Raw genomic sequence first — 21,396 nt, forward strand, 5'->3', positions numbered from 1 at the left:
TCCGTAACTGACGCGCTATCCATTGAAACGACGACCGTCAGCAAGCCATGCAAGGGAGGCTTTCAAGCGATCGGGCTAAACGCCTTCGTCCGTTAGAGCAAAATGGTCTTGATCAGATCGTCCTGGCTGAACACGAGGTTCGGCAGGTAGCCCATTTCCACGAAACGGTCGCGCTCTTCCGGCAGGTGCACGAGGACTGCCGTATTATCAAGTTGCCGCGGCGTGGGGGCGGCCGGCTCGTCGATCATCTGCAGCCGCAAGGGGAAATCGACCCTGAAAAGCCGTTCCTTGATGGTGTCGATGTCATGAAACCCATGAATGACGAGATTTTCGATGCCGGCAGTGACACTCACCTGCCACACGAGGATCTGCAGCGCCGTTGCCAGCAATCCGCCATCCTTGAAGGACTGAACTTCCGGATGCTCGTCGAAGCCTCCGAAGACCATCCTGGTATAGACTTCGTACGCCTTCACGAATTCGCGCATGCCAACGAGCAGTCGCATCGAGACGGCCATTCGCTGCAGCGTGAAGTTTCTGCAAAGATGCTCCTGGGTTGCGCGCTCGTCGGGCGAAGTGCCGACCTTGCCGCGTTTGGATGCGAAATAGAGGAAATATTCCAGGCCGCCGCGGTACTGGTCCCATCCGGTTGCCGCGATCTGAGCGCCTCCCTGAACGCGATCCCGTTCGACGCCGGATACGATGACCTGGCGATAGAAGGGCGTCTTGCGGAAAGCGATGTCGCCCTGGTCCAGGAAGTGGGCAAGCATGGGGAACGGGTAGAAGCAGATATCTCTCGGAACCCACGCGGCCCGGAAAGCGCTGCTGCGATAGATGCCGATTTCAGGGAAGATGTGGCCCCTGAACATATAGTTGAAGACTTCGGCGAAGCTTTTCTGCGGGAAGACCTTGTCCTCGTTGACCGTGTAGAACAGCCCGCCCTCTACCTCGTTGATGCCGTCATACATCGCCCATGGTGCATGGCAGACCGTGATGTTCGGGTTTTCGTCGAGATAGGCAACGATATTGGCGACTTCCTGCGGGATCAGGCGATCGTCGTCCGCGAGATAGAGCATGTATTCGCCACGCCCCAGCCTGAGCGCGCTGTTCATGTTGGGGATCATCCCGACATTCTGCGCACCCCTGACGTAGCGGATCGGCATCCCCCGCTCGATGAACTCCTTGGCAACCGCACCCGTATTGTCTGTGGAGGCGTTGTCGGAAATGACGATTTCATAGGGGAAATCGAAGCGGAAATCGCGATGGCACCGTTCCAGGCAATCGTGCAGGTGTTTTTCACGGTTGTAGGTCGGAATGCAGATGCTGAGTTTAATGGAAGACACCGAATTTCCTCGATCTGATTTACTCGAACAAGCCCTTCCGGCTCGCCGCAGACGATTGACGTTCCGAAGCACCGGTGACTTGCCGAAGTGAGAAGCCCTCACATTGCTGTTGGGCCTCTTTGCGGCTTTGAGCCATTCATAAGCTCACGCTATTCAACCAGACTTGCGCCAAGCTGAATGAAGGCCTCGTTCGGAAACCCAGGCCTTGTCGTTTGGTCAGGCTGATGCGGCTTTCTGTGCACGAGCTTCGGGATGCGGCCTTGAGGTGTTGACCTGCGTTGGTCGGGATGACTATCGAAGGTGACGCAAAGGACCTTCGTGATCGCATGATTCGGCTGATCTTCCTGTTCGTCGCTCTGATCGCGGCACCCGGGCTCGCGCTCGCCCAGCAATCGCCCGCGGATCTTCTCAATCTGCCGGTCGATGGTTCCGCAGCCGCGTGGATCATCCGAACCTTCGGGTTGTTGACGGTTCTTTCCGTCGCCCCCGGCATTCTGATCATGGTCACGAGCTTTCCGCGGTTCGTGATCGCCTTTTCGATCCTGCGCTCCGGCATGGGTCTGTCGACCGCGCCGTCGAACATGATATTGGTCTCGATGGCGCTGTTCATGACGTTTTATGTGATGTCGCCCACCTTCGACAGGGCCTGGAACGAGGGCGTCCAGCCGCTTCTTCAGAACAGGGTCACGGAGGCTGAGGCGGTTCAGCGGATCGCGGAACCGTTCCGGGTTTTCATGTCGGCCAATACGCGCGACAAGGATCTGCAGCTTTTCGTCGAAATCGCCCGGGAACGAAACCAGTCGGTCGGCACGCCGCAGGCGATCGACTACCGCGTCCTCGTCCCCGCCTTCATGCTCTCGGAAATCAGGCGCGGTTTCGAGATCGGCTTCCTGATCATCCTGCCGTTTCTGGTCATCGACATGATCGTCGCGGCAATCACCATGGCGATGGGCATGATGATGCTGCCGCCGACGTCGATCTCACTGCCCTTCAAGATCCTTTTCTTTGTCCTGATCGACGGCTGGAATCTGCTGGTCGGCAGTTTGGTTCGTTCCTTCAATTAACTGGCAGCAGGGCTGCGGAAATGGAAACGGCGGGGGATCCCCGCCGTTTCCATTCGCATATCAATTCTTGCGTGAGCTGAAGGGGCCTTCCCGCGGCGGGAGGGCCGGAACGCTGAAGTGGTCGGGCTTGATCTTGGCCTTCGCCTTCTCGGCCATCATCGTGTAGGCGGTTTCAAGATGCCGGCAATACCGTTCGGCGTCGAACAGCGGGTGCGTGAAGCGGTTTGCCTCGAGCCGTTTCCGGACCTCTTTGAGCTCCTCGCGGTTGTTGTAGTAATGGACCGCGCGGCGAACGAAATCATCCTGATCCTCGGCGACCATTTCCGGCAGGCCGAGCGCATTCAGCAGGCTTTCGCTGACCCGGGATGCAAAATTCTTGCCCTTGTGGGTCAGCATCGGAAGTCCGGCCCACAGCTTTTCGGAGGTCGTCGTGTGGCCGTTATACGGATAGGTGTCGAGACCGAGATCCGTCAGGCCGATACGGTTGATATAGGCCGCATAGTTGTTGACGCGATCGCCGAACATCAGGCGGCTCTCGGGGATTCCCGCTTCCGCAAAGGCCTTGATCAGGTTCTTTCGAGCACCGAACCGTTCGCGGCAGATCAGGAATAGATAGCTCTCCGGCGTTTCCTTGAGGACGCGGACCCAGAGGTCGATGGTTGCTGGCGTGAATTTCCAGTGGCTGTGGAAACACGAGAAGATGAAGGCGTCCTGTGGCATGTCGCAGAGTGCCCGATCGATCGGCTGCGGCATCGGGCGGTGGACCGCTTCGTTCGGGAAGAACGTCTCGGGCATCCAGCAGATCTTCTCGTAATAATGCGGGAAGGAGCTTTCCGGCACCACCGTGCTGTCTGCAATGAGATAGTCGATATCGACGTTGACGACAGTGCCCGGATAGCCGAGCCATGTCGCATGTACGGGCGCAGCTGGCCGGTTCATCACGAATACCCTGTTTTCTGCAGTGTGTCCCTGCAGGTCGACCAGGATGTCGATGTTTTCGGCCTTGATAGCCTCGGCGGCTTCGTCGTCCGTCATGTTGCGAACCCTGACGACCCTGCCCCATTCCTCGCGGATGGCGTTGTTGTCGTTACGCAGGCGTTCGGGAGGGGCGTTGCAGAAGAGGGTGATTTCGAAACGGCTTCTGTCGTGCGATTCCAGTATGCCGCGCAGCGCCTTCATGACGGCGTGTTCCGTCCAAAGGTCGGCCGAGAGATAGCCTATGCGCAGTTTGCTGCCCCAGCGATGCGGCATGTTGTGCCTTTTCGAGGCGGCGTTTTTGGGCTTTCTCTCGCCCATTCTGGAGCCCGCGATGGCGTTCGTCTTTTCATCGTCGCACCAGCGCAGATTGAAGAGAGATACTTCGTCTGCGATCGCTTCGAATTCGCCCCGGGCAATTTCCTCTAGCTGGATCGGCTCGTATTTCCGCAGCACATCGTAGTCGAGGCTGTCCCGCATCGCCGAAAGGTAGAAATTGCGCACGATGCGGTCTTCGGGATCTCTTTCAAAGATCTCGAGAATGCACTTGTTCTCTTCGTCGCTGCGTTCCTGAAGCTTGATCGAGCGGGCAGCAAGGTGCCGGTGTGTCGGTTCGTCGCTTCTTGCAAGTGTATTGCGAAATGCTTGGGCGCCGTCCAGTTCCTGGCGCATGAGAGCGCCGGACATCAGAACTGCCATATCGGGATCAGCGATCGCCTCTTTGAGAATGCGTGCGCCGAGGCGAAGGACGCTGATGTCGTCGTTATTGGAAAAATGAAGCCGCATGGCTTCGCGCAGATATTTGAGCTTATGGGGGGATTCCATGCCCCCGGCAAGTTGGAACGCCTGGGCTGCCTCGGTCTTCATCTTGAGCTTCAACAGAGTTGCGCCCAGAAGTGCGTAGTGCCTCGGATCCTTGTGAACATCCAGCAGCTTGTTCAGGATGCCCAATACATCGTGATATTCTTTTTTGTCGAAGTGATTTTGCGCTGCGACGTATTGCCGTTGTATCTTCAGGGGTTTCAAGGCTTCCCGCTCCAGTAAAGTTGTGCCGGCGTCCCGGCAAATCGGCTTCACCGCGCATCGTGGCAAGCCAAGCTTGCATGAAGCCGACCTCGCAGAAGCGGAATTTTTGTCAATCTTTTGTTAATCATATCGGTCGAACGCCTTTTAGCTCCCCTCGTTGTTTAAAGAACTTAGAAAGGAAATGCTGCGAGATTTGCCTCACACGACGGGTTTGGTGTTCCTTCAGATTGAAGAGACCGAGTTGGCATGATGCCGGACCGAAGTGCCGGTAAAATATACAGTCCGGTATGTCCCCCTCCAGGTATTTCGTTCAAAGGGACAATCAACTATGGCTAGCATTCTCACCAACGTGTCGGCGATGGCCGCGCTTCAGACGCTGCGCGGCATCAGCAACGACATGGAATCCACGCAGAGCCGAGTTTCCTCGGGCCTGCGCGTCGGCTCTGCTTCCGACAACGCTGCCTACTGGTCGATCGCGACCACCATGCGGTCCGACAAGGGCTCGCTCTCCACGGTCCAGGACGCCCTCGGCCTCGGCGCTGCCAAGGTCGACACTGCCTATTCCGCCATGGAATCGGCAATCGACGTCGTCAAGGAAATCAAGAACAAGCTGGTTGCCGCCGCTGAACCGGGCGTCGACAAGTCGAAGGTCCAGGAAGAAATCACCCAGCTGCAGAGCCAGCTGAAGAGCATCGCTTCCTCCGCGTCGTTCTCCGGCGAAAACTGGCTGCAGGCCGAAATCGGCGGTTCGCAGAGCGCCACCACGGGCGTCCTCTACGCTTCGAGCGAAATCACCAAGCAGCTGGTCGGCTCGTTCGTTCGCGACAGCGACGGCAACGTCTCGGTCAAGACCGTCAACGTTGTTCTCGACGAGCAGAACGTCCTGTTCGACTTGAGCGGCGGCCGCGGCGGTCTTCTCGACGCCAACGCTCTCAACGGTTTCCGCGCCATCAACTTCGATGACGGCACGACCAACCACAAGGAATATTTCGGCAAGATCAACACGTCTTCCTACTACGCAACCAACGCTGTCTGGAAGGACATCGGCGGCGGCGTCTTCATGAAGGGCGATACCAACGGCGTCTATTCGTCGGGTTCCAACGGTACCTACCTGATGAAGGTCGGCGGTGCTTACATCGATGCCGTCTACACCACCAAGGGCTACGACTTCTCGGCCGGTGCGACTGCAACGAGCGGCATCAAGTATGGAGCGGACGTCTCGGTTTCCGACCTCGACATCACCAAGCTCAAGGACTATCGCGACTCCAACGGGGCGAGCTACCTCGGTCTCGGTACAAAGGCCAGCGATGAAGACCTCATGGCTGCACTGACCTCGTTCGTCGACGGTCAGCTGGAATCGATGAGCAGCGCGGCTGCCAAGCTCGGTGCGGTATCGAAGCGTATCGATATGCAGTCCGACTTCGTCTCGAAGCTGACGGACTCGATCGACAAGGGTATCGGCCGACTGGTGGATGCCGACATGAACGAAGAGTCGACCAAGCTCAAGGCACTGCAGACCCAGCAGCAGCTGGCGATCCAGTCGCTTTCGATCGCCAACTCCGACTCGCAGAATATCCTGTCGCTCTTCCGTTAATCGGAACTGGAAATATGGCGCGGAGGCTAACCGCGCCATTGACCTCAGAAAAAGGGCCGCGTCCGAATTCGGACGCGGCCCTTTTGTTTTTCCGGTTCGCTTCAATGTTCCTTAATCATATTGCGGTTATCTTGAGCCATCGAAACGGTGAGTTAACCAAGAAAATTAAATGGTTAACAAGCATGACGCTGTCCGCTGTTCCCGGTGAATTCCGGAATGTCCCTTCCTGCAAGTAGCCATTCAAGGGGCAATCAATATGACTAGCATTCTTACCAACATTGCGGCGATGGCCGCGCTTCAGACTCTGCGTGGTATCGGTTCCGACATGGAATCCACGCAGAGCCGAGTTTCCTCGGGCCTGCGCGTCGGCTCTGCTTCCGACAACGCTGCCTACTGGTCGATCGCGACCACCATGCGTTCCGACAAGGGCGCCCTTTCGACGGTCCAGGACGCCCTCGGCCTCGGCGCTGCCAAGGTCGACACTGCCTATTCCGCCATGGAATCGGCAATCGACGTCGTCAAGGAAATCAAGAACAAGCTGGTTGCAGCTTCCGAACCGGGCGTCGACAAGTCCAAGGTCCAGGAAGAAATCACCCAGCTGCAGAGCCAGCTGAAGAGCATCGCTTCCTCCGCTTCGTTCTCCGGCGAAAACTGGCTGCAGGCCGAAATCGGCGGTTCGCAGAGCGCCACCACGGGCGTCATCTACGCCTCGAGCGAAATCACCAAGCAGCTGGTCGGTTCGTTCGTTCGTGACGGCGACGGCAACGTCTCGGTCAAGACCATCAACGTTGTTCTCGACGAGCAGAACGTCCTGTTCGACCTGAGCGGCGGCCACGGCGGTCTTCTCGACGCCAACGCCCTCAACGGTTTCCGCGCCATCAACTTCGACGACGGCACGACCAACCACAAGGAATACTTCGGCAAGATCAACACGTCTTCCTACTACGCAACCAACGCTGTCTGGAAGGACATCGGCGGCGGCGTCTTCATGAAGGGCGATACCAACGGCGTCTATTCGTCGGGTTCCAACGGCACCTACCTGATGAAGGTCGGCGGTGCTTACATCGATGCCGTCTACACCACCAAGGGCTACGACTTCTCGGCTGGTGCGACTGCAACGGCCGGCATCAAGTACGGAACTGACATCTCGGTTTCCGACCTCGACATCACCAAGCTCAAGGACTATCGCGACTCCAGCGGCGTCAGCTACCTTGGCCTCGGTACCAGAGCCAGTGATGAAGACCTCATGGCTGCACTGACCTCGTTCGTCGACGGTCAGCTGGAAGCAATGAACAGCGCGACTGCCAAGCTCGGTGCTGTTTCGAAGCGTCTTGATCTGCAGACGGACTTCGTCTCGAAGCTGACGGACTCCATCGACAAGGGCGTCGGCCGACTGGTGGATGCCGACATGAACGAAGAGTCGACCAAGCTCAAGGCACTGCAGACCCAGCAGCAGCTGGCGATCCAGTCGCTTTCGATCGCCAACTCCGACTCGCAGAACATCCTGTCGCTCTTCCGTTAATCCGAACTGGAAATATGGCGCGGAGGCTGACCGCGCCATGGATCCAAAAAGAAGCCGCGTCCGAATTCGGACGCGGCTTTTTCATTTTCTTAATTCGCTTCAATCTTCATTAACCATATTGGGTTTACCTAGGATCATCGAAACAGTGAGTTAACCAAGAAAATTAAATGGTTAACAAGCATGACGCTGTGCGCTGTTCCCGGTGAAATCCGGGATGTCCCTTTTCGTAATCAGCCACTCAAGGGGCACCTAAAATGACTAGTATTCTTACCAACATCGCAGCTATGTCTGCTCTCCAAACTTTGCGCGGCATCGCGTCCGACATGGAATCCACGCAGAGCCGGGTTTCCTCGGGCCTGCGCGTCGGAACCGCCTCCGACAACGCCGCCTACTGGTCGATCGCGACCACCATGCGTTCCGACAATGGTGCGCTCTCGGCAGTTCAAGACGCCCTCGGCCTCGGCGCTGCCAAGGTCGACACTGCCTATTCCGCCATGGAATCGGCAATCGACGTCGTCAAGGAAATCAAGAACAAGCTGGTTGCAGCTTCCGAACCGGGCGTCGACAAGTCGAAGGTCCAGGAAGAAATCACCCAGCTGCAGAGCCAGCTGAAGAGCATCGCTTCCTCCGCGTCGTTCTCCGGCGAAAACTGGCTGCAGGCCGAAATCGGCGGTTCGCAGAGCGCCACCACGGGCGTCATCTACGCCTCGAGCGAAATCACCAAGCAGCTGGTCGGTTCGTTCGTTCGTGACGGCGACGGCAACGTCTCGGTCAAGACCGTCAACGTTGTTCTCGACGAGCAGAACGTTCTGTTCGACCTGAGCGGCGGTCGCGGCGGTCTTCTCGACGCCAACGCCCTCAACGGTTTCCGCGCCATCAACTTCGACGACGGCACGACAAACCACAAGGAATACTTCGGCAAGATCAACACGTCTTCCTACTACGCGACCAACGCTGTCTGGAAGGACATCGGCGGCGGCGTCTTCATGAAGGGCGATACCAACGGCGTCTATTCGTCGGGTTCCAACGGCACCTACCTGATCAAGGTCGGCGGTGCTTACATCGATGCCGTCTACACCACCAAGGGTTACGACTTCTCGGCTGGTGCGACTGCTACCGGCGGCATCAAGTACGGAACTGACGTCTCGGTTTCCGACCTCGACATCACCAAGCTCAAGGATTATCGCGACTCCAGCGGCGTCAGCTACCTTGGTCTCGGTACGAAGGCGACTGACGAAGACCTCATGGCTGCACTGACCTCGTTCGTCGACGGTCAGCTGGAATCGATGGCGAGTGCGGCTGCCAAGCTCGGGGCTGTTTCGAAGCGCCTCGAGATGCAGACGGACTTCGTCTCGAAGCTGACGGACTCGATCGACAAGGGTGTCGGCCGACTGGTGGATGCCGACATGAACGAAGAGTCGACCAGGCTCAAGGCACTGCAGACCCAGCAGCAGCTGGCGATCCAGTCGCTTTCGATCGCCAACTCCGACTCGCAGAACATCCTGTCGCTCTTCCGTCAGTAAGACGCGCAGATATCGCATCAAGGAGCCGCGCCCTTCCCAGGCGCGGCTTTTTTTATGCCCCGGTAGTTTTTGTTAACTTTCGTAAATACCGTTTAACCTTTGTTAACCATTTCCACCTTAACTGAGCTCATCGAAACGATGGGTTAACCAAGACGAAGAAGAGGTTAACAGGCATCAGGCCAAGCCAACGTTCACCGGTGTGATCCCGGAAATGTCCCTTCCATCTAGCCAATCAAGGGGCAATCAAATGACCAGCATTCTTACCAATGTAGCAGCCATGGCTGCACTCCAGACTCTGCGCAATCTCGATGGTCAGATGCAGACCACCCAGAGCCGGGTTTCCTCCGGCCTGCGCGTCGGTACCGCGTCCGACAACGCTGCCTACTGGTCGATCGCGACCACCATGCGTTCCGACAACGGTGCGCTTTCCGCTGTGCAGGACGCACTCGGTCTCGGCGCTGCCAAGGTCGATACGGCCTATTCCGCAATGGAAAGCGTTGTCGACGTCGTCAAGGAAATCAAGAACAAGCTCGTTACCGCCTCTGAAGCAGGCGTCGACAAGTCGAAGATCCAGGCAGAAATCTCGCAGCTCCAGGATCAGCTGAAAAGCATCACATCCTCCGCCTCGTTCTCCGGTGAAAACTGGCTGCAGGCAGAAGTCGGTGGCGCCACGAACGCCACTACAGGCCTCATTTATGCGGCCAACCCGGTCGTCAAGCAGGTTGTCAGCTCGTTCATCCGTGATCCGGACGGCAATGTTGCGGTCAAATCGGTGGATGTCGTCCTGAACGAAACGAATGTTCTGTTCGACTTGAGCGGCGGCCATGCCGGTCTGCTCGACGGCAATTCCTACAGCGGCTTCCGCTCGATCAACTACGACGACGGCACGACCAATCACAAGGAATACTTCGGCAAGATCAATACAGCCGCGATATACGCAACGGACGCGATCTGGAAGGATGTTGGCGGCGGCGTCTACATGAAGGGCGATACCAACGGCGTCTATACCTCGGGTTCCAGCGGCACCTACCTCATCAAGATCGGTGGCGCCTATATCGATGCCATCTACACCACCAAGGGCTACGACTACTCGGCCGGTGCGACCGCAACGGGCGGTATCAAATACGCCGCCAACGTTTCGATCTCCGAACTGAATATCACCAAGCTGGACGATTACCGCAATTCCAACGGTGTCAGTTACCTCGGCATGGGGACCAAGGCCACCGACGCGGACCTCATGGGGGCCCTCAACTCCTTCGTCGACGGCCAGCTCGAAGCGCTTATCAGCGCTACCGCAAAACTCGGGTCGATCTCCAAGCGTATTGATATGCAGTCCGACTTCGTCTCCAAGCTGACCGACTCCATCGACAAGGGTATCGGCCGATTGGTGGATGCGGACATGAGCGAAGAGTCGACCAAGCTCAAGGCACTGCAGACCCAGCAGCAGCTGGCGATCCAGTCGCTTTCGATCGCCAACTCCAGTTCCGAGAATATTCTGTCGCTGTTTCGTCAGTAAGCGGCGCTCTAGGCTAGGAGCGGTTCGTCCCGCTCTGACGTGGCAGCAAATATTCCGGAAAAGAAGACCGCGTCTCGAAAGGGACGCGGTTTTTCCGCATTTTGGCGCGTGGCTTGCGCGAAACCTGCACGGTTGTCGGATACCGCCGTTAAGACTTCATTAACATCTTGCCAATCCACAATTGCCTTTGCTAACTGTCGACTTAACGATTTGTTAAGAACGACAGACCGCCCGCATTCTGTGATGCTGAGTGGCGGTACGCATGATGCCTCTCGTCGTTTCCGGTGAAAATACCCCGGATTTCCAGAATATTTGACCGAGGCACGGCCTATGACCAGTATCCTGACCAATCCCGCCGCTATGGCTGCCCTGCAGACGCTGCGCTCGATCGACCGCAGTATGGAAGTGACCCAGGCGCGGGTTTCCTCGGGCATGCGTGTCCAGACGGCAGCCGACAATGCCGCCTATTGGTCGATCGCAACGACGATGCGGTCGGACAATCACGCGCTTTCGACGATCCAGGACGCGCTTGGTCTCGGGGCCGCCAAGGTCGATACGGCCTACACGGCGATGGAAAGTGCGATCGACACCGTCGTCGAAATCAAGTCCAAGATCGTTGCTGCCTATGGCGTCGGCGCCAATCGCGGCAAGATCCAGGAAGAAATCGCCCAGCTCCAGGAACAGCTGAAGAGCATCTCGGACTCAGCGACCTTCTCCGGCGAGAACTGGCTTCAGGATTATATCAGCGACGGCGGTACCAACGCCCAGGAACGGCCGGTCATCAAACAGGTCGTCGCGTCGTTCACCCGCACCGCTTCCGGCGATGTCGCGGTCAAGACCGTCGATTATACGCTCGATTCCAAAACCGTCCTTTTCGACCTCAATGGCGGCAATCTCGGGATTCTCGATTCGTCCGTCAAGTTCGTTGCCGAGAGCGAGACGCCCGTCGATATTGCCACGAGCAACGGCACGATGGGCGCGACCAACGCATCCTACGCCGTCTCGTTCCTGACCGAAAGCCAGCTGACGGCACTCGGTGCCGACACGAATACAATCGATACGAGCATCTATGCCGTCGGCGGTAATTTCTATCTGAAGGTCGCCGAAGGCAAATGGGCACAAGTCACGACGACCGATCCGGCGACGGCGCCCGCGGTAACGACGCCGGCGCATGATGACGGCACCACAAAATATTACTTCGTCGTCACTGCCGCGAACAATCTCAACAATCGAAAACTTGGGATGTCCGTGACCAATCTCGACATCAACAAGCTGAATGATCTCGTGGTGAAGATGAACACGATGGTCCCTGGCTCGGCGCCGAACACGGATGCCGTGCTCGATATGATGGAGCGGTTCCTCGACAAACAGCTTTTGGCCATGACCAGTGCTGCTTCGAGCCTTGGTTCGATCCAGAAGCGCATCGATCTGCAGGAGAGCTTTGTGGCCTCGCTGACGGACGTGATCGACAAGGGTGTCGGCCGGTTGGTCGATGCGGACATGAACGAAGAGTCGACCCGTCTGAAGGCGCTCCAGACCCAGCAGCAACTCGGCATTCAGTCGCTTCAGATCGCCAACAGCAACGCCGAAAACATCCTGCAGTTGTTCCGGCAGGGGTAAGATTGAGCGGCGCCGGTCACTCCGTCGCCCGATAATACTCGGCCGGACCTGTCCGCGAGGTTCGAGGCGATACGGCATCTTCATCCTCGCGCAAGTTTAACTTCCTACCGTTCCGTTAAAGTCCGGCGAAGTGTCTTGTGTCGCCGAGGACAGATGAATGGCAACCTTGTCGGGATGATACGATGATTGCAGCGGTGACGATTTGCGCTTTCGGGAGGCTCATGACGAGCCCCGCACGAAAGGCGACGGCAGGGCGGGGGGGCTCACGATGAGTGCTTCGATCGCCCGCTATCTGAAGGATTTCAGCGAGCCGCAGACCCTGCCTTTATCCCTGTCGGCCGATGGTTTCGGCGATGGTCTCGAAGACGATCTGGCATTTCCCGCCATGGTCGAAGAACCAATCGATATCGAAGCCGAGCGCACCGAGGCTTATGCGAAGGGTCACGAGGCAGCGTCGGAGGAACTTCAGCAGCGTTTTGACGAGGAGCGGCAAGCGCTTTTGGCCGCACATGCGCAGGAAATCGCAGCGCTGCACGAAAAATATGAGACCGAAGTGGCTACGACGATCTCGATGGGCCTTCAGGACATTGCCGGGCTGACGGCGCAGGCCGTCAGCGACCAGACGGCACGGATCCTGTCGCCCCTCCTCGACGAAGCGCTGGTCGCCAAGGCGATCTCCGACATGGCCGACATCATCCGCAGCGCCATGCTCGAGGGCGACGTCGGCACATTGACGGTTCGCGGTCCGGTGCATCTGTTCGAAAAACTGAAAACTGCGCTTGGAGCGCCCACCCAACTCCTGCGCCATATCGAAGCGCCTGACCTCGATATTGCGGTCGACATCGGCGAAACCGCCCTTGTGACCCGCATGTCTGCGTGGTTGGCGGGTCTGAAGAAGGTATTGGGATGAGCGAAGGCGAAAACCATCACCACGGCAAGAACGAGGTCGTCATCGTCAAGCGACATGGCGGCGCACACGACGAAGGCGTCCATGGTGGCGCCTGGAAGATCGCCTATGCCGACTTCATGACTGCGATGATGGCGTTTTTCCTCGTCATGTGGCTGGTCAACGCCGCCAACGAGGAGACGAAGGCCTCGATGGCGAGCTATTTCAACCCGATCAAGCTTTCCGACGAGACCCCGGCCTCGAAGGGATTGGAAAAGCCGGTCGATGCGGCCGAGGGTCAGGAGAAGGGCGAGAAGTCGAAGGTCAAGGCGGAGGGTGACGTTCAGGGCTCCGCGGCAGCGACCGGCGAGGACATGACCTCGACGTCCGGCGACGAACCCAATTATTCCGAAGCGGATTTCTTCGAAAATCCCTATTCCGTTCTTGCCGAAATTGCCCAGCAGGTTGGCCAGCAGGCCAATGTCAGCGCCAAGGGCGAGGGCGGCGCCAGTGACTCGGGCCCCGCGACCGGTGCCGACGGCGGTCAGGCCTATCGCGATCCGTTCGATCCGGACTTTTGGACCAAACAGATGCAGGTGACCCGCGCCGACGGACCTGAAAAAGCCGTCAAGACCACGGCGAGCGACGATCCATTGGCCCAGATGGGGCAGGCGCCGCAATATCAGCAGGCCCCGCAGTCCACGGAAGCCAAGACACAGCTGCAACAGACCCAGATGGCTGTCGCCATCCCGACTCCGCGCCCGGATCCGACCCAGCTGGACAAGCCTCAGACGCCGTCGGGCGCCGAGGCCGTGAAACCGGCCAATCTCAAGGGCCAGAAGCCGGAGGATGGCGCGAAGGCGGAACAAGTGGCCGAGCTGAAGGCTGCCGACGAGCTGAAGAAGGAAATCCAGCAGCAGATTTCCGGCATTGCCGGCAAGCTGGCGGAAGGTCTCGTCGTAACGCCTGCAGAAGGCGGTCTGCTCGTCTCGATTTCGGACCAGACCGACGACCCGATGTTTAATATCGGTTCGGCCGTACCGCGTCGCGAAATGGTGCTGGCAATGGAGAAGATCGGCCAAATCCTCAAGGACCGCAAGGGCAGTATCGTCCTGCGCGGACACACCGACGGCCGTCAGTTCAAGGGCACCGAGAACGACAACTGGCGTCTTTCCATGTCCCGCGCTCACAGCGCCTACTACATGCTGGTGCATGGCGGCCTGGCGGAGGATCGTATCAAGCAGGTTTCCGGCTTCGCCGACAGGCGCCTGCAGGTCCCGGCGGATCCGCTCGCCGCTGGCAATCGACGTATCGAAATCCTGATCGGGTCGGACGAGGGATAGTGATGGCTGTGGGCATAAAGTCCTTAGTTGCAGCTGGCCTCGTGCTCGGGGTTGCACTCGCGCCTGCGGCATCGGCTCAGGATCGTGCGGACCTTGCGCCCTATGCGATGCTCAGGTCCCTGCAGTTCGTGCAGGATTCCGTCGTGCTCGGCGACCATTCGGCCGCCGAAATGCAACGTTTCATGCTGGAAACGATCGATCAGCGCCTGCGGACTGCCGAACCGTCGGTCTTCGAGGATCCGCGCAATGTCGACGCTGCATTGGTCTATGCCATGAGCGGCGGCAATCCCGCGACGCTCGAATATCTCGCCTCGCGCGACGTTGCAGGCAATTTCGACAATCGCGTTGCCGATGGGCTGAGAAAGTATCTCGGCGGCCGCGGGACGCTGATCGAAAAAAGTCTGAGCGAAATGGCCAAGGAATATCGCGACGAGAAGATCGGCCCCTACCTTTCGCTCGTCAGCGGAAACGTGATGGTCGCCAAGGATCCGAAGGGCGCTTTGGTCTTTTATGACTGGGCGCGCTTGACCGCGCCGGGCACAATCATCGAGGAAGCCGCTTTGCGCCGATCGGTCGCGATCACCGTCGATGCCAACATGGTGGCCCAGGCGCTCTCCTATTCACGCAAATACGCGCGGCGTTTCATCCATTCGCCCTACGCCAGCCAATTCGCCGATTTCTTCGTGCAGCTGGTCGTCGGCCACTTCGGTGAGATCACGCAGGACGATATCGACGGAGCGGTGGAATTCATGGACGCCGACCGGCGTCGTGAGATTTTCCTGCGCATCGCTCGCTCGGCGGCAATCGCCGGCAAGAACGATCTTGCGCGCCTCGCCTCCGCAAAGGCCGAAACACTCGCCAAAAGTCCGACGCCCGAGGCGCTCGCGAAGCTTTACGGCGGATTTGCCAATATCCCTACCAAGGACATCGGGCAGGCCATCCAGGCGATAGCCGACGTTCCCGAGGAAACTCTTTCGCCGCGTGACCGCGCATTGAGGCAGGCGGCAAAAACAGTGGCAGAGCAGGTCGTTAGCCGGCCCGTCGCCGACAGCCTCGCACAAGATAAAGCTATCAAACTGACTAATACAGAAGACGCGAAATCTCCAGTCGCGTTGCCCAGGAATGAGATCGCTGGGCCTGCCTCCGCCACGGAACGTCCGATGGCCGGCACCGCTGCCAAATTCGATCCGGCCTTCCAGACATTCGTCGATAGCGGTCGTTCGAAATTGAGTGCTATCGACGCAATGCTGAAGGAGGAGAACGCTTCCAAATGATTACAGACATTCTTGGTGGTGGTAAGACTGGCGCGGCCGATGCGGCTTCGTCCACGAAGCAGGGTGTTGCCGGTCGCAAAGGCGCCGATGGTTCCTCTGGGTTCTCCGACGCTCTTTCCGGTTTTGACCGCGATGCATCTCCGAACAATAAGGACGTACCGGAGGAGGGCGCTCGCGCGTCTTCTGCGGAAGAGCGCATGGCCGGCGACGTGAAGCACGGCAAGCCAAAGCCGATCATCGACATCAAACCGGAATCACTCCGCCGCCCGATCGAGGAGACGGAAGAAACCGCAGGCGCTCTGAAGCAGGCCGCTGCGAACGGGCCCAAGGAAAAGCAGGTGACCCCTGCCGAGAAAAAGCTTCGCGAGGCCCTGGAGGCCGCGAAAGCCGTCGCGCGGAAGTCGGACGAGGTTCAGGGCAAGCGCGCCGCCAGATCCGAAAAGGCTGCGGCGACGGAGACGGACGGCAGCGAAGATCTCGACCTCTCCATGCTGGTCGCAGACGATGCCAAGATCACCGACATGCTCTCGCTTTTGACGAGCGGCGAAACGAGCGTCGGCGAGATCAGCGCGATGATATCGAAGAATGCGCCCGGGCAGCAGCCGAACAAGCGGGCAAAAGGTCAGGACGGTAGCGGGCACGAAGGCGATGCTCTTGCCGTCAAGGATGCCAAGCACGCCGGCGTGCGGAGTGAGGCGGACGGTGATCCGCTTTCGACGCCGGTGGATACCGACACGAGCGCTCCCGGCACCCGTGTCTTCCGTTTCAGCAATGCACGTGGCGACCAGCATGTCGATATGACTGTCGGTGGTCGAGGCGAACGCGGCGCCATGGAGCCCAGAGTGCCGTCGAACGGGGTCGCGGAAAACGTTACCGTGCTCGACGCGCGCCGGTTCCTCGGGCTCGCAGCGAATTCGAACGGCGCCAATCTCGCGGCGATGTTGTCGGGTGACCCGGAATGGGCCGGCGCCATGAGCCCCAGTTCGGCTCTTTCGAATGCCGCTGCGCAAAGCAGCACCGGCACTGTCGTGAATACTCTGAAGCTGCAGATGAACCCGCACGATCTCGGCGCGGTGACGGCCATGCTGCGGCTTCACGGCGAGGAGCTGAATGTTCATCTCACCGTCGAGACGCGGGCGGCCTACAGGCAGCTCAGCGAGGACAGCGGCGGTATTCTCGATGCGCTGCGTGCGCAGGGCTTTGCCGTCGATCAGGTGACCATCAGCATCGCGCCGACGGCAGATTCCGACGGTGCCAGCAGCCAGCAGGGGCAGCCCGGCCAGACGGGCCAGCAGGCCATGGCCGAAGGTGGGCGCCAAGGCCAGGCTGCCGGTCGTGGCCAGCAGCAGAATGGGGAGCGCCAGGCCGCCGATCAGGGGACGAGGAATGCAAATGACGCGGCATCGGACAATGTGGCGGGGACCGCTCCTGGCGGCGCTCGTCCTGGTCAGCTCTACCTTTGACGTCGACGCCGGGTCGCTCTTCAGTTCTGGAGGTTGGGGAACGCAGCAAGGCGCTGCGCCCGCCGCACCTCCGAGCCGAGCTGCCATCACGCGCCGCGCGCCCGTCAGAACGCCGGCCAGCAGCGCGCCGGCCACAGGTTCATCGGTCAATTCCGGCGTCTGCGAACGGGAAATACAGGCAGCCGCGGCAAAATACGGCGTACCGGAAGGTATTCTCTATTCGGTCGGTCTGACCGAGACCGGCCGCAAGGGCAGCCTCAGCGCCTATGCCATGAATGTCGAGGGAAAGGCCTTTTTTCCACCCTCGCAGCAGGCGGCGATGACGACCTTTTACGACGCCAAGCGGCAGGGCATGAAGCTCATCGACATCGGCTGCATGCAGATCAACCACTACTTCCACGGCGAAAATTTTTCGTCCCCGGAAGAGATGTTCGACCCGAAACGCAATGTTGAATACGCGGCAAAGTTCCTCCGGAACCTGCACGACAAACACGAAACTTGGACGATGGCGGTGGCGCGATACCACGCCGGACCGAATAACAATCCCGCTCAGAAGCAATATGTCTGCCGGGTGATCAGCAATCTCGTCGCCACAGGCTACGGAGAGTGGACCTCCAACGCTTCCCGGTTCTGCGCCAGCTAAGCAATCTGTAGTTGAATCGTTAAAATAAAGAATCGCAAAATTGCAGCGGTTTGCATTTATGGCAAAAATGGCCATGCAAGCCTTCTTTTACGATGCGTTAATTTTTCCACCGGAAACTTGTGTTCAAAATCGATACACCCACTACATCTAGTGCAAATCGCGGTGCAGTTATTAATCAACTATTAATTTGTTTGGTTAACTTCACACAGCTTGTCTCGGATTCCGCCGATTCGTACCCATAGACATATTGAAGCACCACAAGTGATTCGGAGGCGGACGAATGATCGTAGTGGTTGATGAGCGTGAGCTCGTGAAAGACGGATACACATCTCTTTTTGGACGCGAAGGAATTCCGTCCCAGGGGTTCGATCCAAAAGAATTCGGCGAATGGGTGAGCACGGCGGCTGATTCGGACATCGCCGCGGTCGAGGCGTTCCTGATCGGTCAGGGCGAGCGTACGCTCGAACTGCCGCGGGCCATCCGGGACCGGTCCATGGCACCGGTGATCGCAGTCAGCGATCAGCCCTCTCTGGAGGCGACCCTTGCCTTCTTCGACAGCGGCGTGGACGACGTGGTGCGCAAGCCCATCCATCCCCGCGAGATCCTGGCGCGTGCCGCGGCGATCCGTCGTCGGCTGAAGGCAATCTCGAATTTCACCGATATCGGTTCGATCCGGGTGTTCTCCGACGGTCGTGATCCGGAAATCGACGGCGATGTCTTCGCCCTGCCGCGCCGCGAGCGCCGCATCCTCGAATACCTGGTCTCCAACCGCGGTCGTCGCGTTTCCAAGACCCAGATCTTCAATGCCATCTACGGCATCTTCGACGAAGAAGTCGAAGAGAACGTCGTCGAAAGCCACATCAGCAAGCTGCGCAAGAAGCTGCGCAAGAAGCTCGGCTTCGATCCGGTCGATTCCAAGCGTTTCCTTGGTTATTGCATCGACTGGAGCTGATTTTCCAAAAGGGCCTTGCCGCATATTTTCGGCGGGAACCGTAAGCAGACAGCTTCACGCAAGGCCCGCCACTTACTCTCTCCATCAGACAAAAAGGAGATTTCCTATGAGTATTTTCGGCACGATGAAAACGGCCGTCTCGGGCATGAACGCTCAGGCAAACCGTCTCGGTACTGTTGGCGATAACATCGCGAATTCGAGCACCGTCGGTTACAAGCGTTCTTCCACGGCGTTCTCAACGCTGGTCCTGCCCTCGACTCAGGGTTCGTATTCTTCCGGCGGTGTCGAAACCAACGTTCGCTACAGCATCGCAGACCAGGGTGGCATCCAGTACACCACCTCCTCGACCGATCTTGCCATCCAGGGCGAAGGCTTCTTCATCGTCAGCGATCCGAACGGTACTCCTTACCTGACCCGCGCCGGTGCCTTCGTGAAGGATGCGACGGGCTTCCTCAAGAACACTGCCGGCTTCAACCTGATGGGTTATCCCTACGGCTCGAACCCGCCGGCAGCCGTCGTCAACGGCTTCAACGGTCTCGAAGAAATCAACATCAACGACTTCGGGATGGTCTCTTCGCCGTCCAGCACGGGCAGCTTCCCTGCCAACCTGGACAAGGGAGCGGCCGTTGTGCCTGCCGGCACTCGTCCGAGCGACAACGTCGCAGGCAGTGTCATCACCAACAAGAGCTCGCTGACGGCCTACGACCATGCCGGTAGCAAAGTGCTCTACGACTTCTACTACACCAAGACCGGTACCGGTCCCGATACATGGGAAGTGTCGGTCTATCGCCAGGATCAGTCGACCAACGGCGGTTTCCCCTACGTGGCGGTTCCGGCTGCAAACCTCGTCAAGCAGACGGCAAATCTCGTGTTCGACCCGAACACGAACAAGCTGCAGACGGCCGCTTATTCCGCTGGTCCTCCGCCGACAGGTTCCGACAAGTCCATCACCTTCGTCGACCCGACCGACGGCGCAACTCCCTCGCAGGCGATCAAGATCGACCTTTCGGAAATGACGCAGTTCGCAGCCGCCTTCACGCCGGGCAAGGGTATCATTGACGGCAATGCGCCGAGCCCGATCACCGATGTCGAAATCGGCGGCGACGGTCTGGTCACGGCGGTCTACCAGGATGGTGGCCGTCGCCCTATCTACCAGGTCGCGCTCGCAACAGTTCCGAGCATCGACAAGCTACTTCCGCAGAACGGCAACGTCTTCCTGCCGACCAATGACTCGGGCGTCGTCACCATCGGCTTCCCGCAATCCGGCGCCTTCGGCCAGGTCTATTCCGGCGCGCTTGAAAGCTCCAACGTCGATATCGCCAGCGAGCTCACTGAAATGATCGAATCGCAGCGTGTCTACACCGCGAATTCAAAGGTCTTCCAGACCGGTTCGGACCTGATGGACGTCCTGATCAATCTGAAGAGATAATCGGACCGACGATCGAGAGAATAAGTCTCAAGAGGTTAGTAAAAAATGTCGCTCGCATCAGCATTGTCTACGGCACAATCGATCTTCACCAACTCCGGCACTCAGTCGGCGGTATCGGCGAAGAACATCGCTAATGCACAAAACCCCGATTACAGCCGCCGATCCGCGATGGTCGTGACCGGCGGCAACGGGGCCATGATCGGCGACATTACACGGTCCCAGAACGAGCCGCTCCTGCGCCAGACGATCGCAAGCTCGTCGATCGCAAGCGGCCAGCGGACGGTGCTGGACGGCCTCCAGGAGATCAAGAACCTGATGGGGGGGAACGACAACGAGCTCTCCCCCGCCAAGCTGATCGCGGCATTCCGCAACAACCTCGATGCCTTCGCCGGAAAGGCGAACGATACCGGCATCGGCATCTCCTTCATTTCGAGCGCGCGGGACGTGGCGGCCGGCCTCAATATCGCTTCCGACAAGCTTCAGCAGATCCGCAAGGACGCGGACGATCAGATCAAGCAGAACGTCATCGATCTGAACGCGCTGCTTGCGAAATTCGAGACCGTCAACAACCAGGTCAAGAACGCGGTCTCCAGCGGCGCCGACCCGAACGACTCTCTCGACGAGCGCGATGGCCTCGTCAAGAAGATCTCGGAAATCGTCGGCGTCACGTCTTATACGCGCGGCGGCAACGACATGGTGCTCTACACCACGGACGGCACGACGCTGTTCGAGGCGGTACCGCGCAAGGTGACATTCCAGCAGACAGCCGCTTTCGACGCATCGACCTCCGGCAACGGTGTTTATATCGACGGCGTGGCGCTCAAGCCCGGAGATTCGGGCAACACCACCGCCAAGGGCTCCATTCAGGCCCATATGCAGATCCGCGACAAGATCGCACCGACCTTCCAGAGCCAGCTCGACGAAATCGCCCGCGGTCTGATCACCTCGTTTGCGGAAACCGGGCCGACCGGCGCTTTGACGCCGATGACGGGTCTCTTCACATACAAGGATGGCGCCGGCGTCCAGCACAGACGGCCATTCCCGCTGCCGGCACGATCGTTCCGGGCCTCGCCTCCAAGATCTTCGTCAATCCGGTGGTCGTCCCCCCGGCCGGCACCCCGGACAAGGTGCGCGACGGCGGCATCAACGGCGCAACCTACGTCGTCAACACGGGCGGCAGCAGCTACGGGGACCTCCTCGACAAGTACAACCAAAACCTGACCAGC

General features: G+C 58.8%; 16 protein-coding genes. 14 read left to right on the top strand and 2 right to left on the bottom strand.

What is annotated here, in order from left to right; all coding sequences use genetic code 11:
• Positions 1-92: 92 nt before the first annotated feature.
• On the bottom strand, positions 93-1,340 hold the full coding sequence (locus tag ACZ9IU_RS03645; protein ID WP_038539760.1) for a glycosyltransferase family 2 protein: 1,248 nt from the start codon (positions 1,338-1,340) through the stop codon (positions 93-95).
• 326 nt (positions 1,341-1,666) lie between these two features.
• On the opposite strand from ACZ9IU_RS03645, the gene fliP reads away from it, so the two are divergent.
• Positions 1,667-2,404, top strand: coding sequence for a flagellar type III secretion system pore protein FliP (gene fliP / locus ACZ9IU_RS03650; RefSeq protein ID WP_038548705.1), 738 nt, complete (start codon positions 1,667-1,669; stop codon positions 2,402-2,404).
• A 60-nt stretch (positions 2,405-2,464) separates the two neighbouring features.
• Here the strand turns inward: fliP and ACZ9IU_RS03655 are convergent, their stop codons facing one another.
• Positions 2,465-4,330, bottom strand: coding sequence for an O-linked N-acetylglucosamine transferase, SPINDLY family protein (locus ACZ9IU_RS03655; RefSeq protein WP_051899642.1), 1,866 nt, complete (start codon positions 4,328-4,330; stop codon positions 2,465-2,467).
• A gap of 403 nt (positions 4,331-4,733) precedes the next feature.
• On the opposite strand from ACZ9IU_RS03655, the gene ACZ9IU_RS03660 reads away from it, so the two are divergent.
• The 13 genes from ACZ9IU_RS03660 to flgK all read left to right on the top strand — a co-directional run bounded on the left by ACZ9IU_RS03660 (position 4,734) and on the right by flgK (position 21,391).
• Positions 4,734-5,999, top strand: coding sequence for a flagellin N-terminal helical domain-containing protein (locus ACZ9IU_RS03660; RefSeq protein ID WP_038539762.1), 1,266 nt, complete (start codon positions 4,734-4,736; stop codon positions 5,997-5,999).
• A gap of 256 nt (positions 6,000-6,255) precedes the next feature.
• Complete coding sequence (locus tag ACZ9IU_RS03665) at positions 6,256-7,521, top strand: flagellin N-terminal helical domain-containing protein (RefSeq protein WP_038539765.1); 1,266 nt, start codon at positions 6,256-6,258, stop codon at positions 7,519-7,521.
• Positions 7,522-7,775: 254 nt separating this feature from the next.
• Positions 7,776-9,044: a flagellin N-terminal helical domain-containing protein gene (locus tag ACZ9IU_RS03670; RefSeq protein WP_038539769.1), complete on the top strand. Its 1,269-nt coding sequence runs from the start codon at positions 7,776-7,778 to the stop codon at positions 9,042-9,044.
• Positions 9,045-9,291: 247 nt separating this feature from the next.
• Positions 9,292-10,560: a flagellin N-terminal helical domain-containing protein gene (locus tag ACZ9IU_RS03675; protein WP_038539771.1), complete on the top strand. Its 1,269-nt coding sequence runs from the start codon at positions 9,292-9,294 to the stop codon at positions 10,558-10,560.
• Positions 10,561-10,890: 330 nt separating this feature from the next.
• Positions 10,891-12,180, top strand: coding sequence for a flagellin N-terminal helical domain-containing protein (locus ACZ9IU_RS03680; RefSeq protein WP_038539774.1), 1,290 nt, complete (start codon positions 10,891-10,893; stop codon positions 12,178-12,180).
• Positions 12,181-12,448: 268 nt separating this feature from the next.
• Positions 12,449-13,090 (top strand): hypothetical protein, encoded by a 642-nt coding sequence (locus tag ACZ9IU_RS03685; protein WP_038539777.1) that lies wholly within the window; start codon positions 12,449-12,451, stop codon positions 13,088-13,090.
• Positions 13,087-14,409 (top strand): MotB family protein, encoded by a 1,323-nt coding sequence (locus ACZ9IU_RS03690; protein ID WP_038539781.1) that lies wholly within the window; start codon positions 13,087-13,089, stop codon positions 14,407-14,409. The genes ACZ9IU_RS03685 and ACZ9IU_RS03690 overlap by 4 nt, the downstream gene beginning before the upstream one ends.
• A 2-nt stretch (positions 14,410-14,411) precedes the next feature.
• Positions 14,412-15,683: a chemotaxis protein MotC gene (motC, locus tag ACZ9IU_RS03695; protein ID WP_051899643.1), complete on the top strand. Its 1,272-nt coding sequence runs from the start codon at positions 14,412-14,414 to the stop codon at positions 15,681-15,683.
• Positions 15,680-17,146 (top strand): flagellar hook-length control protein FliK, encoded by a 1,467-nt coding sequence (fliK, locus tag ACZ9IU_RS03700; protein WP_051899644.1) that lies wholly within the window; start codon positions 15,680-15,682, stop codon positions 17,144-17,146. Before motC ends, fliK begins: the two co-directional genes overlap by 4 nt.
• Before the next feature lie 85 nt (positions 17,147-17,231).
• Positions 17,232-17,789, top strand: coding sequence for a transglycosylase SLT domain-containing protein (locus tag ACZ9IU_RS03705; protein ID WP_038548716.1), 558 nt, complete (start codon positions 17,232-17,234; stop codon positions 17,787-17,789).
• 280 nt (positions 17,790-18,069) lie between these two features.
• On the top strand, positions 18,070-18,741 hold the full coding sequence (gene rem, locus ACZ9IU_RS03710) for a transcriptional activator Rem (protein WP_038539784.1): 672 nt from the start codon (positions 18,070-18,072) through the stop codon (positions 18,739-18,741).
• Positions 18,742-18,847: 106 nt separating this feature from the next.
• Complete coding sequence (locus ACZ9IU_RS03715) at positions 18,848-20,170, top strand: flagellar hook protein FlgE (RefSeq protein WP_038539787.1); 1,323 nt, start codon at positions 18,848-18,850, stop codon at positions 20,168-20,170.
• Between the two features lie 45 nt (positions 20,171-20,215).
• Complete coding sequence (flgK, locus tag ACZ9IU_RS03720; RefSeq protein WP_498956724.1) at positions 20,216-21,391, top strand: flagellar hook-associated protein FlgK; 1,176 nt, start codon at positions 20,216-20,218, stop codon at positions 21,389-21,391.
• Positions 21,392-21,396: the final 5 nt, after the last annotated feature.

The organism is Mesorhizobium sp. USDA 4132 (assembly GCF_056279545.1).